Genomic DNA, 12,890 nt, shown 5'->3' on the forward strand with positions numbered 1-12,890 from the left:
CCACGGGGGGACGGCATGGAACTGAAGGAGCGCCTCGATGCGGGCATCAAGGAGGCAATGCGGGCCAAGGACGCGCAGCGCCTGTCGACCCTGCGGCTGATCTCGGCGGCGATCAAGGATCGCGAGATCGCCTTGCGGGGCGAGGCGGGCGTGGACGCGCGCTTGAGCGAGGCGGATCTCGCCGGGCTGCTGGGACGGATGATCCGCCAGCGCCAGGAATCGGCGCGGGCCTTCGAGGAAGGCGGGCGGCTGGAGTTGGCCGAGAGGGAGCAGGCCGAGATCGGCTACATCCAGGCGTTCCTGCCGCGGCAGCTGGACGAGGCGGAGGTCGCCCGCGCGATTGACACCGCAATTGCCGGGACTGGCGCCTCGAGCTTGCGCGACATGGGCGCGGTCATGGCGGAGCTACGCGCCCGGCATGCGGGGCAGATGGATTTCGCGGCCGTGGGGCCGATGGTGAAGTCGCGGCTGATGGGAGGGGCGTGATGCCGGCGAAGTCGAAGGCGCAGCAGAAGGCGGCGGGGGCGGCGCTCTCCGCCAAGCGGGGCGAGACGAAGGTGGGCGACCTTCAGGGCGCCAGCGAGGGGATGTATGAGAGCATGACCGAGGAGGAGCTGGAGGAGTTGGCGGCGACGAAGCGGAAGGGACTGCCGGAGAAGAAGGGCGAGGATTGAGCCCGCTTCGCGGCAGGGGTGAGGCGAAGCGAGCCCTTACACCCCCTCGAACTCGCACAGCACCTGCACCGGCACCCCCTGCGCCTCGAGCCGCGTTCTTCCGCCAAGGTCCGGCAGATCGATCACGAACCCCGCGCCGATCACCTCGGCGCCGAGCCGCCGGCAGAGCCTGATCCCCGCTTCGGCGGTGCCGCCGGTCGCCAGCAGGTCGTCCACGATCAGCACCCGCTCGCCCGGCCGGAGCGCGTCGTCATGGACCTCCATCACCGCCTCAGCATATTCCAATTGATAAGCCTCCGAGATCACGGTGCCCGGCAGCTTGCCCTTCTTGCGGACCGGCACGAAGCCGGTCGAGAGCTGGTGGGCCACGGCGCCGCCGAGGATGAAGCCTCGCGCCTCGAGGCCGACCACCTTGTCGATGTCCATGCCCGCCCAGGGGTGCAGCAGCTGGTCCACGGCCATGCGGAAGCCGCGCGCGTCCGCAAAGAGCGTCGTCACGTCGCGGAACAGGATCCCCTCATGCGGGAAATCGGCGATGGTGCGGATGTAGTCCTTGATGCCCTTGGGGGTCATGGCCGCTTCATTTCCCACAGTTCGGTCACGGTCGTGTAGTCGTGATAGCCCAGCCGCGCGAGCCAGCCGCCGGCCGGGCGCGGGTCAAAGCGCCCCTCCACGAGGCAGTCGTCGCGGATGTGGATGCCGGTGGCCACGCCCACCACGAGCCAGTTGCTCTCGCCCGCAAGCGGCATCACCCGCGTCGCCCGGCACTCGATCGAGGCGGCGGCGCGGGCCACGCGCGGGCAGTCGATGGTCTCGCATTCGGCCGCCTCGATGCCGCAGCGCTCGAACTCGGACGCGCCCGCGGGCAGGAAGGCCGAGGAGGCGTTCATCGCGTCCTTCATGTCGGCGGGCGCGATGTTGACGCAGAAGACCCCCGTTTCGGCGATGTGGGTCACGCTGTCCTTGGTGCCGTGACGGTCGTCCTTGGCGCCGGTCGAGCCGAAGATGACCTGCGGCGGGACATAGGCCACGGCGTTGAAGAAGCTGTAGGGGCCGAGGTTGTCGCCGTCGGCCCCGCGGGTCGAGATCCAGCCGATCGGGCGCGGCGCCACGATCGCGTTCCACGGGTTGTGGGGCAGGCCGTGGCCGGCCTCGGGACGATAGAACACCGGCCGTCCTCCCTTCGCTGATGCCGCGCCTTCCCATCACGCCGGGCGCTGCCGCGCAAGCCCGGGGGTCAGTGCGCCTTCGACGCCCGCTCTGCCGCCTCATGCGGCGCCAGTGGCATTTCCGCGAGCGCCGGGGCAGGGGGCAGGCCCGTCACCTCGAGGATCTCGTCCTCGTCGAGCGACTCGCGCTCCATCAGCGCCGCCACGAGGGCGTCGAGTTCGACCCGCCGCTCGCGCAGCAGGCGCCGGGCATCGTCGTGGCACTCGTCGATGATCCGCGCGACCTCGGTGTCGATCAGCCGTCCCGTCTCGTCGCTGTGCATCTTTGGGCCGAAGCCGCCGCCCGCGCCGACCCAGCTGTTCTCGCGCGGCGCGAGTTGCACCATGCCGAGCGCCTCGCTCATCCCCCATCGGGTAACCATCTGCCGCGCGAGGCCGGTTGCCTGCTCGATGTCGTTCTCGGCCCCGGTGGTGCGGGTGCCGTAGACGACCTCCTCCGCCGCGCGGCCGCCGAGGATGCCGATGATCCGCGCGCGCAGGTAGCCTTCGGGATAGTTGTAGCGGTCCGCCACCGGCCGCTGGTAGGTCACGCCGAGGGCCATGCCGCGCGGCACGATGGTCACGCGATGCACCGGATCGGCGCCCGGCACCACGAGGCCGAGGATCGCGTGGCCGCCCTCGTGATAGGCGACGCGCTCGCGGTCGGCGTCGGTCAGCACGATCGGCCGCTCGGGGCCGAGGATGATCTTTTCCAGCGCGTCCATGAAGTCCGCCTGATGCAGGCTGTCCTGTTCGCGCCGGGCGGCCAGCAGCGCGGCCTCGTTCACGAGGTTACGGATGTCGGCGCCGGAGAGGCCGGGCGTCGCCTGCGCGATCCGGCCGAGGTCCACGTCGGGGCCGAGCGGCACCTTGCGGACATGGACCTCGAAGATCGCCTCGCGCCCGGCCTTGTCGGGCAGGTTCACCACCACGCGGCGGTCGAAGCGTCCGGCCCTGAGCAGCGCCTTGTCGAGCACGTCGGGCTGGTTCGTCGCCGCCAGCACGATCACGCCCTGGCGCGAGGAGAAGCCGTCCATCTCGGTCAGGATCTGGTTCAGCGTCTGCTCCTGCTCGCTGGCGCCGCCCATCACCGCTTGGCCCCGCGCACGGCCGATCGAGTCGAGCTCGTCGATGAAGATGATCGCCGGGGCGTGCTTGCGGGCCTCGGCGAAGAGGTCGCGCACCCGCGCCGCGCCGACGCCCACGATCATCTCGACGAACTCGGACCCGCTCATCGAGAAGAACGGCACCCCGGCTTCGCCCGCGACGGCACGCGCCAGCAGCGTCTTGCCGGTGCCGGGCGGGCCGACGAGCAGCACGCCCTTGGGCGCGGTGCCGCCAAGACGGGTGTATTTCTCGGGGTTCTTCAGGAAATCCACGATCTCGACCAGCTCGTTCTCGGCTTCGTCGATGCCCGCCACGTCGTCGAAGGTGACCTTCGTGTCGCTTTCGGTGTCGAAGCGCTTGGCCTTGCTCTTGCCGATGTTCGCGAAGCCCCCGAACATGCCACCGCCGCCCTGCTTCGCCGCGCGCCGGAACAGCCAGACGTAGAAGGCGATGATGAGGAAGGTGGGCAGGAAGCTCCACAGCAGCAGCGTGCCGAGGCCGGTGCCCTGCTGGATGGGCGTGGCCCGGATGTCCACCCGGCGCTCGATCAGTTCGGATTCGAGGCCCGGATCGACGAAGGCCGGCAGCAGCGTCTCGAAGTTCAGCACCGGCCGCGTCTCGGCGGTGCCGGCGGGAGTGTCGGGCGGCGTCCAGTCGATCGCGGCGCGGAAGCGCCCCTCGATCGAGTCGCCGCGGGTGTGGATCGCCTCGATGTTGTCGCGGCCGAGTTCGGCCCGGAAGGTGGTGTAGGAAACCGGGACCGGCGCGTCCTCGGACAGCGACCAGTCGGCGATCAGGTAGTTCACGAGGAACAGGAGCAGGAAGAACAGCCAGATCCGCCCGCCGGGAATCTGCCGGCCTTCGGGGGCGTTGCTGCGCGGAGGACGGTTCGGCTGGGCCATGGACATGCTGCTCGTGCTGGGCTTGGCCTCGTCCAACGCGGCGATCCGGGAATCGTTCGATATCACCGAAGTCCTGAAGCTTCGGTGAAGGCCCCGACGTGCGGGCGGCGGCGCCGGGAGGCAGGCTAGCGGGAGCGGGACGCCCGTTCAAACGCCCGCTCGAAACCGTCCGCCACTGCCTCGACGTCGTCCATCGACAGGCACATCGGCGGCACCAGCCGCAGGCAGGACTGCGAGGGGCCGGATTTCGACAGGATCAGGCCGCTGTCCCGGCAAGCCTCGAAGACGCTGGCAGTGGTCGCCGGGTCGGGCTCCTTGGTCCGGCGGTCCTTGACCATCTCGATCGCCAGCATCAGCCCGCGCCCGCGCACGTCGCCGATGGCGGCGTGGCGCTGCTTGAGGTCCTGCAGCCGCGCGAGGAGCGCTGCGCCGACCACGCGGGCGTTTTCCTGCACGCGGTCCTTGGCGATCACCTGAAGCACCGCGCGGCCGGCGGCGCAGCAGGTGGGGTTGGCGCCGTAGGTGTGGAACATGAACTTCTCGGCCATGGGCGCGGCGACATGCTTGCGCGCGACCACGGCGCCGAGCGGGAAGCCGTTGCCGATGCCCTTGGCCATGACCACGATGTCGGGGGTCACGCCGTCCGCCTCGAAGCCCCACATGTGGTCGCCGGTGCGGCCGAAGCCCGACTGCACCTCGTCGGCGATGTAGAGGCCGCCCGCCGCGCGCACCCGCTCGGCCGCGCCGGTCATGTAGCCGGGCGGCATCTCGATGATGCCGCCGTAGCCCTGCACGCTCTCGACGAAGATGCCCGCCACCTTGCCGGTGGTGGCGGTGGCGATGGTGCGCTCGATCTCGTCGAGATAGGGCGCAGCCCCCGCGTTCTCGCCGAAGATGCCGCGATACTGGTTCGGCTCGGGCACGAAGGCGACGTTGCCGGGCATGCCGGGATGGCGCCATCCCGCGATGCCGGTCAGCGACTGCGCCGCCGCTGTGGGACCGTGATAGGCGGTGCGGAGCGAGAGCACGTCGAGGTTGCCGGTGTAGCCGCGTGCCATGGTCAGCGCGAGGTCGATGGCCTCGGCGCCGGAATTGGTGAAATGCACCACCCATTCGATGTCGCCGCTCTCGCCCTTCGGCATCGTCGCCGCCAGTTCCTCGGCGAAATGCGCCGGGACCGGGTGGTAGAACATCGTCGTGCAATGGGTCAGGGTCTGCGCCTGCTCCATCGCGGCGGAGACGACCTTCGGGTGCGAATGGCCGACCGAGATGCAGACGTTCATGCCCAGCAGGTCGATGTAGCGGCGATCCTCGGCGTCCCAGAGATACTGCATCTCGCCGCGGCGGAAGACCATCGGCTCGCGGAAGGGCACGAAGCGGCGCTGGCTGGCGGCGTAGTAGCGGTCGCGGCGCGCGGCGGTCTCGTCCACGTTCCAGCTGGTCTGCAGGGTCAAGGCTCTTCTCCCTCGATCTCACGGGTGCGGCGGGCGACGTAGTCGTCCAGGGCCTCGCGCACGGCGATGTCCATCGGCGGCGGCTCGTAGCTCGCCAGCAGCCGCTTCACCACGGCGGTGGCGCGCTCATGCTGCCAGGCGGCGCCCTCGGCCGCCCATTGCTCATAGGTGCCGTTGTCGGACATCTCGCCCATCCAGAAGGCGCTCTCGAAATTGGCCTGGGTATGGGCGGCGCCGAGGAAATGGTTGCCGGGGCCGACCTCGAAGAAGGCGTCCATGGCCTGCGCGGTCTCGGAGAAATCCACCCCCTGCACGAAGCGCGCCATGGCCGAGCAGCGCTCGGCGTCCATCACGATCTTCTCGTAGCCGGTGGTCAGCAGCCCCTCGAGGCAGCCGGTGGCGTGGATGATGAAGTTCACCCCGGCCATGGTCGCGCCCATCAGCTGCGCCTGGCTCTCGTAGCCCGCCTGCGCGTCGGGCACCTTGGCGGTGGTCAGCCCGCCGACCGAGTGGAAGGGCAGGCCCAGCCGGTCGGCGAGCGTCTTGGCGCACATCTGGAACTGCGTACCCTCGGGAGTGCCGAATGTGGGCGAGCCCGAGCGCAGGCTGATGGGCGAGAAGAAGGTGCCGAACACCGCGGGCGCGCCGGGTCGGATCAGCTGGATCAGCGCCACGCAGGCCATGACCTCGGCCAGCACCTGCGCCAGCGTGGCGGCGACCGAGACCGGCGACATCGCGCCGCCCAGCACGAAGGGCGAAACGACCGTGCACTGCCCGGCGCGCGCGTATTCCTTCAGCGCCCACAGCATGGTCTCGTCCATCACGAGCGGCGCGTTGGTGTTGACGACGGAATAGAGGACGCAGTTCTGCTCCACGAACTCGGCGCCCATCGCCAGCTTGGCCATCTCGATGGTGTCGCGGGCGCGCTCGGGCGCGGTGACGGCGCCCATGAAGGGCTTGTCGTTCAGCGTCAGGTGCGTGTGGGCCATGTGCAGGTGGCGCACCGGCACCGGCAGGTCCACCGGCTCGACCACCACGCCGCCCGAGTGCTGCACCGCCGCCAACTGGTGGTGCAGCTTGGTGATCTGGCGGAAATCCTCGATGGTGGCGTAACGGCGGCCGCGCTCCATGTCGTGGACGAAAGGCGGGCCGAAGCTCGGCGCATAGACCTGCGCGTCGCCGCCGATCTGGACCGTGCGCGCCGGGTTGCGGGCGTGCTGCATGAAGACGGGCGGCGCGCTCGCGATCTTCGCCCGGCACCAGCCGGGATCGAAGCGCACCCGCTCGCCCTCGACGCGGGCGCCGTGGGCGCGGAAGAGGTCCAGCGTCTCGGCATCGCCGCGGAAGTCCATGCCGATCTCGTCGAGGATACGGTCGGCGTTGCGCTCGATGATGGCGATGGCCTCCTCGTCGATGAGGCTCATGAAGGGGATGCGCCGGGTCACGTAGGGGGCGGCGGTCGCGCCCCGCCCGGAGCGCGCCTGCATCCGCGCGTCCCGGCCTGATCGTCGGCTCATCGTCCTCGTCCCCTCTGCCCGGTCCTCACCGCGCGAGACTAGGGCGCGCAGGCGGCGCGCAGGCAGTGCCAAACCCGTGCATCGCCGATCCTAATGATCGGGATTAGCGGCCGCGTGATAGACGACCTGATCGGCGAAGCCCGGCATGTGGCGGGCCACCGCGGCCTGCATGATGAGCGCGCATTCCCGCGCCAGCCGCGCCGGGATGTCGCCCAGGGACTCGTCCCGCGAGACGACCTGGATGCCGCGCCGGAAGCCCGCGAAGGGCAGGGGGGCGAGGCGCAGGTTCATCCCCTCGGCCAACCCGTCGATCAGCAGCGAGGGCGTCAGGATGGCGAAGCACTTGCCCGTCATCACCCCCGCCACCACCATGGAGGAGCGGTCGGCCTCCATCGCCCGCGGCAGGTCGAGCCGGCAGCGTTGCAGGTGCTGATCGGTGCGCCGCCCGACCGGCGTGTCGGCGCCGAAGCGAACCAGCGACAGGCGCGCGGCGATGGCGTCGATGTCGTCCACCGGCCCGTCGTAATCCTCGGGAAGGACCAGCAGGAACGGCTCGTCGAGGACCGGATGCGCTGCGTGGCCCTCCATCGCGACGAACTGTCCCGAGGTGATCGCGACGTCGATCTGGCGCAGGTTCAGCGCCGCCTGGTGGTCGCTCGCGAGCCCGGCCGAGAGGATCAGCTCCGGCACCCCAAGCCGCTCGCGCACGAGGCGGAACAGGCCCGGCGTCAGGGTCGTCGCGATCGAGGCGAGGATGCCAATCCGCAGCATCGGCAGCGACGAGGCCTGCAGGTGCCGCAGGTCCTGACGCAGGTCCTCGACCACGTTCAGCATGCGGAAGCCGTGCCGCTGCAGCACCTCGCCCTGATGGGTCAGCGTCATGGGCCGCGAGGAGCGGTCGAAGAGCCGCACGCCGAGGGCGGCCTCGAGGTTGCCGATATGCTGCGAGGCGGCCGACTGGGTGATGCCGAGGGCGGCGGCAGCGGCCGTCATCTGCTGCATATCCGCCACCGCCATGAAGACCTCGATGGCGCGGAACATGTTGATGTCGAGATCGCTGCGCGCTCTGGCCAACCCGAGATGCCCCCATGCGGGGCGGCCTGCGCCCTCGTTTTCTACTCATGATTAGTTTTCTTGATGCGCCCGGTCCAGCGTTGAGCGCGGGGCCTTCGGCCGGTCCTATGTCGCGGTTTCGAGGGGGTGTGGCAGGGGCATGGCGACGACGCTCATCGTGGGGGGAGGGGCGATCGGCCTCAGCCTCGCGTATCACCTCACCCGCCGCGGCACCGGGCCGGTCGCGCTGCTCGAGCGCAACCAGCTCACCTCCGGCACCAGCTGGCACGCCGCCGGCATCGTCGGCCCGCTGCGCGCCACGGCGACCGCCACGCGGCTCGCCATGTATGCGGGCGAGCTGTTTCCGCGTCTGGAGGAGGAAAGCGGGTTCCCGACCGGCTACCGCCGCACCGGCGGCTACTGGCTCGCGCGCGAGGTCGCGCGGATGGACGAGCTGCACCGCATCGCCTCGCTTGGGCGGCACCTCGGGCTGAACGCCGCGGTGGTCGGGCCGGACGGGATCGGCGTGCCGGGGCTGGCGCTCGACGGGATCATCGGCGCGCTCAGGGTCGCGGAGGACGCCAGCGTCAATCCGGTGGACCTCTGCATGGCCTATGCCCGGCGGGCGCGGGCGCAGGGGGCGGAGATCCGCGAGAACGCCCCCGTTCGCCGATTGCTAGTGGAGAGCGGGCGGGTGAAGGGCGTCGAGATGGCGGACGGAACCGAACTCCTCGCCGACCGCACCGCGCTCTGCGCCGGGGTCTGGTCGAAGCGGCTGGCCGACGAGGCGGACGTGCCGCTGCCGCTGCAGGCGGTGGAGCACATGTATGTCGTGACCGAAGCCATGCCGGGCCTGCCGACCCCCTATCCGGTCCTGCGCGACCTCGACCAAGGCATCTATGTCAAGGGCGACACCGGCAAGCTGGTGATCGGCGGCTTCGAGCCTCACGCGAAATGCTGGAACGCCCATGGCCCCGAGGGCGACCGGCCGTTCCTCGAACTGTCCGAGGACTGGGACCAGTTCGCACCCTTCATGGAGGCCGCCCTCGCTCTGATCCCGGCGCTGAACGATGCCGGCATCCAGCATTTCATGAACGGCCCCGAGAGCTTCACCGTGGACAGCCGCCCGCTCGTCGGGCGGGTGCCGCAGGTGGACGGGCTGTTCGTCGCGGCGGGCATGAACTCGGTGGGGGTGATGTCCTCGGCCGGTATCGGGCGGGTGCTGGCCGACTGGATGGAGGAGGGCATCGCGCCGCTCGACCTCTGGGACATGGACATCGCCCGCGCCGACCCGCTGGCCGCGAGCGAAGCGCATGTCGCCGTGCGGATGCAGGAGGCGGTTGCGGATGTCTTCGCGCTGCACTGGCCGTTCAAGCAGCCGAAGGCGGGCCGAGGGTTGCGGATGTCGGCGCTGCATGACCGCTGGGCGGCGGCCGGGGCGCAGTTCGGCCTGACGGCGGGGTGGGAGCGCGGGCTGTGGTATGCGCGCGAGCCGGCCGAGCGCGACCTGCCATATTCCGTGGGCGAGCAGCCCTGGCAGGAGATCGTCCACCGCGAGGCGGCCGTGATGGAGGGCGGCGTCGCGCTCATCGACCTCTCGCCTTTCGGCAAGTTCGACGTGACCGGCAGGGACGCGCTCGCGCTGATGCAGCATCTGGCGGCGGCGCAGATGGACGTGGCGGAAGGGGTGGCGATCTATACGCCGATGCTGAACGCCGGCGGCGGGATCGAGGCCGATGTGACGGTCACGCGCATCGGACCGGAGAGCTTCCGCGTGACGAGCGGGGCCGCCACCCGCTGGAAGGACGCCGCCTGGCTGCGCCGCGCGGGGGCGGGGCGGAACGTGACCGTCTCGGACGTGACCGAGGCCGAGGTCGTCATCGGCGTCATGGGCGCCGGCTCGCGCGCGCTGTTGCAGGCGCTCTCGCCCGACGACTGGTCGGCATTCCCGTTCTCGACCTCGCGCGCCGTGACCAGCGCCGGGGTGCCCTGCCGGGCGACCCGCATCAGCTTCGTGGGCGAACTCGGCTGGGAGCTGTCCATCGACGCCGCGCGCGGGGCTCCCGTGTTCGACGCCTTTCGCGCGGCGGGGGCGCAGCCGCTCGGCCACTACGCCCTCGACGGCTGCCGCATCGAGAAGGGGTTCCGCCACTGGGGCCACGACCTCGGCCCGGAGGTGACGCCGCTGGAGGCGGGCCTCGGCTTCACCATCGACTGGGACAAGGACTTCCTCGGGCGCGGGGCCCTGCGCGCGCAGCGCGAGGCGGGGCTGGCGCGGCGCATGGTGCTGTTCGACCTGCCCTCGCGCCCGCTCATCCTCCATGACGAGCCGATCCGCGAGGGTGGACGCGTCGTCGGCCTCACGACCTCCGGCGCGCGGGGCGCGCGCACGCGCCTCGGCCTCGCGCTCGGGCTGGTCGCCATCGCGCCGGGCGAGAGCCTGCGCGACACCTGCGCCCGCAGCTTCGAGGTCGAGGTCGCGGGCCGCCTCCACCCGGCGACCGCCCTCGCACGGCCGCCCTTCGATCCCAGCGGCGCACGGATGAAAGCATGAGCACGGACGCGCAGGTTCTCATCATCGGCGGCGGCGCCATGGGCGTCTCGCTGCTCTATCATCTTGCCAAGCTCGGCTGGTCGGACCTCGTGCTGACCGAGAAGAACGACCTCACGCATGGCTCGACCTGGCACGCCGCGGGCCTCTGCACCCATTTCGCCCACAACCCGACCATCCAGGAGATGCGCGCGACCTCGGTCCGCCTCTACCGGGACATCCTGCCGCAGGAGACCGGGCAGGACTGCGGCTTCCACCGTTCGGGCGCGATGCGCGTCACCCGCAACCCCGACCGCATGGACGAGTTCGCCCATGTCGCCGGACTCTCGCGCTTCACCGGCTACGAGCTGCGGCTGCTCGGCCCGGACGAAATCGCGGAGCTGCATCCGCTGGCCCGGACCGAGGGGCTGCTGGGCGGCATCTACGAGCCCGACGACGGCCATGTGGACCCGACCCTCGCCACCCACGCCATGGCACAGGTCGCGCGCGAACGGGGCGCGACGATCCTGCGCCGGAACCCGGTCACGGCGATCCGGCGCGAGGGCGGCGGCTGGCTGGTCGAGACCGCGAAAGGCGCTATCCGCGCGCGCCACATCGTCAACGCGGCCGGCACCTGGGGCTGGGAGGTCGGGCACATGATGGGGCTGAACATCCCCTCGGTGCCGGTGCTGCACCAGTATCTCGTGACCGACACGCTGCCCGAAGTGGCCGAGCGCATCGCCGCGGGGCTGCCCGAACTGCCGATCATCCGCGACCCCGAGGAAAGCTGGTATGTGCGGCAGGAGCGCGACGGCCTGATCCTCGGCCCCTACGAGAAGGACGCCGAAGCCTGGTCCATCGACGGCTGCCCGCCCGACTTCGGCGCCGACCTGATGCCCCCGGACCTCGACCGGGTCGAGGACATCATCGCCGCCGCCATGGCCCGCATCCCGGCGCTCGAGACCGGGGGCGTGAAGTCGGTCGTGAACGGCCCGATCACCTTCACCCCCGACGCCAACCCGCTGATCGGCCCCGCCCACGGGCTGCCCGGCGCGTGGCTGCTGACCGGCTCGTCGATGGGGGTGATGGAGGGCGGCGGCGCGGGATGGTTCCTCGCGCACTGGATGACGCATGGGGCGCCGCCGATGGACGCGCTCGCGGTGGACAGCCGCCGCTTCGGCGCCTGGGCCGACCGCGATTATCGCGTGGCGAAGGCGGTCGAGTGCTTCGGGCTGCAATTCGGCGTCCACTACCCTTTCGAGGAACGCCCCGCCGCCCGCGGCAAGCGCCTGACGCCTCTGCACTCGCGGATGCTGGAGCGCGGCGCGGTGATGGGGGCGGCGCATGGCTGGGAGCGGCCGAACTGGTTTTCCGACGCGCCGGGCGCCGAGGCGGTCCCGAGCTTCCGCCGCAGCAACTGGTTCGACGCGGTCGCCCGCGAATGCCGCGGCGTGACCGAGGGCGTGGGGGTCGCCGACATGTCGGTCTTCTCGAAGTTCGAGATCAGCGGGGCCGGCACCGCCGCCTTCCTCGCCACCCTCGGCAGCAACACGCCCCCGCGCGCCGGGCGTGTCGGCCTGATCCACGTCCTGACCCCTGCCGGCGGCGTGCAGGCCGAGTTCACCGTCGCCCGGCTGGCCGAGGACCGCGCCTGGCTCACCTCCGCCGCCGCGGCCGAGGAGATGGACGAGGACCTGCTCCGCGCCCGCGCCGAAGGCCATGACGTGACGGTCGAGGCCATGACCGAGGACTACGGCGTCCTCGCGGTCATGGGTCCGCGCGCGCGCGATCTGCTCGCGACCGTGACCGAGGCCAACCTCGGCGCGGGCTTCCCCTGGATGAGCATCCGCGAGATCGAGGTCGCGGGCATTCCCGTCCGCGCCCTGCGCCTCTCCTATGTCGGCGAACTGGGCTGGGAGTTGCACGCCCGCGCCGCCGACATGCCGGCCCTCTTCGACGCGGTCTGGGCCGCGGGCCAGCCCCTCGGGCTTGTCCCCTTCGGCGCCTATGCCATGAACGCCATGCGGATCGAGAAGGGCTATCCGGCTTGGGGCTCCGACCTCACGACCGAACGCACGCCGGAGGAGTCGGGCCTCGGCTTTCTCGTCAAGACCGACGGGCGCGACTTCGTCGGCCGCGAGGCGCTGCTGGCGCGGATGGCCTCGGCCGACCGCTGGGAGATGGTGCTGCTGGAGGTTGCGACCGAGGGCACCGATCCCTTCTACAGCCACCCCGTCCTGCACGAAGGCCGCGCGGTCGGCATCGTCACCTCCGGCGCCTGGGGCCATCGGACCGGCCGCCCGCTCACCCTCGCCTCCCTGCGCGAGCGCGGGTTGCGCGAGGGGCTCAAGGTCGCGATCCTCGGCCGCGAATGCCCGGCGACGGTTCTCGACCGCCCGCCCTTCGACCCGGAGAACACGCGCCTCAAGTCCTGAGGAGGACCGC

The 12,890-nt window shown here is 71.0% G+C and carries 10 protein-coding genes; 4 read left to right on the plus strand and 6 right to left on the minus strand.

All coding sequences use genetic code 11. The features are described from left to right. Positions 1–15: 15 nt before the first annotated feature. Positions 16–486 carry a GatB/YqeY domain-containing protein gene (locus tag GI374_RS02695; RefSeq protein WP_154335449.1) on the plus strand — a complete coding sequence of 157 codons (471 nt, stop codon included), beginning with the start codon at positions 16–18 and terminating at the stop codon, positions 484–486. Next, the gene (locus tag GI374_RS02700) at positions 486–674 is read left to right on the plus strand and encodes a DUF3008 family protein (RefSeq protein WP_154335450.1); all 189 of its coding nucleotides are present in this window, start codon (positions 486–488) and stop codon (positions 672–674) included. The genes GI374_RS02695 and GI374_RS02700 overlap by 1 nt, the downstream gene beginning before the upstream one ends. A 36-nt stretch (positions 675–710) precedes the next feature. On the opposite strand, the gene GI374_RS02705 is transcribed toward GI374_RS02700, so the two are convergent. The 6 genes from GI374_RS02705 to GI374_RS02730 form a co-directional block, all read right to left on the minus strand. Beyond that, positions 711–1,247 carry an adenine phosphoribosyltransferase gene (locus tag GI374_RS02705; protein ID WP_154335451.1) on the minus strand — a complete coding sequence of 179 codons (537 nt, stop codon included), beginning with the start codon at positions 1,245–1,247 and terminating at the stop codon, positions 711–713. Next, entirely contained in the window at positions 1,244–1,843 is a 600-nt protein-coding gene (locus GI374_RS02710; RefSeq protein WP_370515104.1) for a flavin reductase family protein, read from the minus strand. The genes GI374_RS02705 and GI374_RS02710 overlap by 4 nt, the downstream gene beginning before the upstream one ends. 68 nt (positions 1,844–1,911) lie before the next feature. Beyond that, positions 1,912–3,891, minus strand: coding sequence for an ATP-dependent zinc metalloprotease FtsH (gene ftsH / locus GI374_RS02715; protein WP_229582462.1), 1,980 nt, complete (start codon positions 3,889–3,891; stop codon positions 1,912–1,914). Positions 3,892–4,016: 125 nt separating this feature from the next. After that, positions 4,017–5,345, minus strand: a complete 1,329-nt coding sequence (locus GI374_RS02720; RefSeq protein WP_154335453.1) for an aspartate aminotransferase family protein — start codon at positions 5,343–5,345, stop codon at positions 4,017–4,019. Further along, positions 5,342–6,862 (minus strand): trimethylamine methyltransferase family protein, encoded by a 1,521-nt coding sequence (locus GI374_RS02725; RefSeq protein ID WP_154335454.1) that lies wholly within the window; start codon positions 6,860–6,862, stop codon positions 5,342–5,344. The genes GI374_RS02720 and GI374_RS02725 overlap by 4 nt, the downstream gene beginning before the upstream one ends. A gap of 90 nt (positions 6,863–6,952) precedes the next feature. Next, positions 6,953–7,936 carry a LysR family transcriptional regulator gene (locus GI374_RS02730; protein ID WP_154335455.1) on the minus strand — a complete coding sequence of 328 codons (984 nt, stop codon included), beginning with the start codon at positions 7,934–7,936 and terminating at the stop codon, positions 6,953–6,955. A gap of 139 nt (positions 7,937–8,075) precedes the next feature. Between GI374_RS02730 and GI374_RS02735 the strand changes: the two genes are divergently transcribed. Further along, entirely contained in the window at positions 8,076–10,469 is a 2,394-nt protein-coding gene (locus GI374_RS02735; RefSeq protein WP_154335456.1) for an FAD-dependent oxidoreductase, read from the plus strand. After that, the gene (locus GI374_RS02740; RefSeq protein ID WP_154335457.1) at positions 10,466–12,880 is read left to right on the plus strand and encodes an FAD-dependent oxidoreductase; all 2,415 of its coding nucleotides are present in this window, start codon (positions 10,466–10,468) and stop codon (positions 12,878–12,880) included. The genes GI374_RS02735 and GI374_RS02740 overlap by 4 nt, the downstream gene beginning before the upstream one ends. Positions 12,881–12,890 lie beyond the last annotated feature (10 nt).

This window comes from Paracoccus sp. S-4012 (assembly GCF_009674885.1).
Lineage (GTDB): Bacteria > Pseudomonadota > Alphaproteobacteria > Rhodobacterales > Rhodobacteraceae > Paracoccus.

What these genes read in the sequence shown, in the direction of transcription:
- GI374_RS02695 (WP_154335449.1), top strand. Translation starts at nt 16, where the DNA reads ATGGAACTGAAGGAGCGCCTCGATGCGGGCATCAAGGAGGCAATGCGG.
- GI374_RS02725 (WP_154335454.1), bottom strand. Translation starts at nt 6,862, where the DNA reads ATGAGCCGACGATCAGGCCGGGACGCGCGGATGCAGGCGCGCTCCGGG.
- GI374_RS02735 (WP_154335456.1), top strand. Translation starts at nt 8,076, where the DNA reads ATGGCGACGACGCTCATCGTGGGGGGAGGGGCGATCGGCCTCAGCCTC.
- GI374_RS02700 (WP_154335450.1), top strand. Translation starts at nt 486, where the DNA reads ATGCCGGCGAAGTCGAAGGCGCAGCAGAAGGCGGCGGGGGCGGCGCTC.
- GI374_RS02705 (WP_154335451.1), bottom strand. Translation starts at nt 1,247, where the DNA reads ATGACCCCCAAGGGCATCAAGGACTACATCCGCACCATCGCCGATTTC.
- ftsH (WP_229582462.1), bottom strand. Translation starts at nt 3,891, where the DNA reads ATGGCCCAGCCGAACCGTCCTCCGCGCAGCAACGCCCCCGAAGGCCGG.
- GI374_RS02740 (WP_154335457.1), top strand. Translation starts at nt 10,466, where the DNA reads ATGAGCACGGACGCGCAGGTTCTCATCATCGGCGGCGGCGCCATGGGC.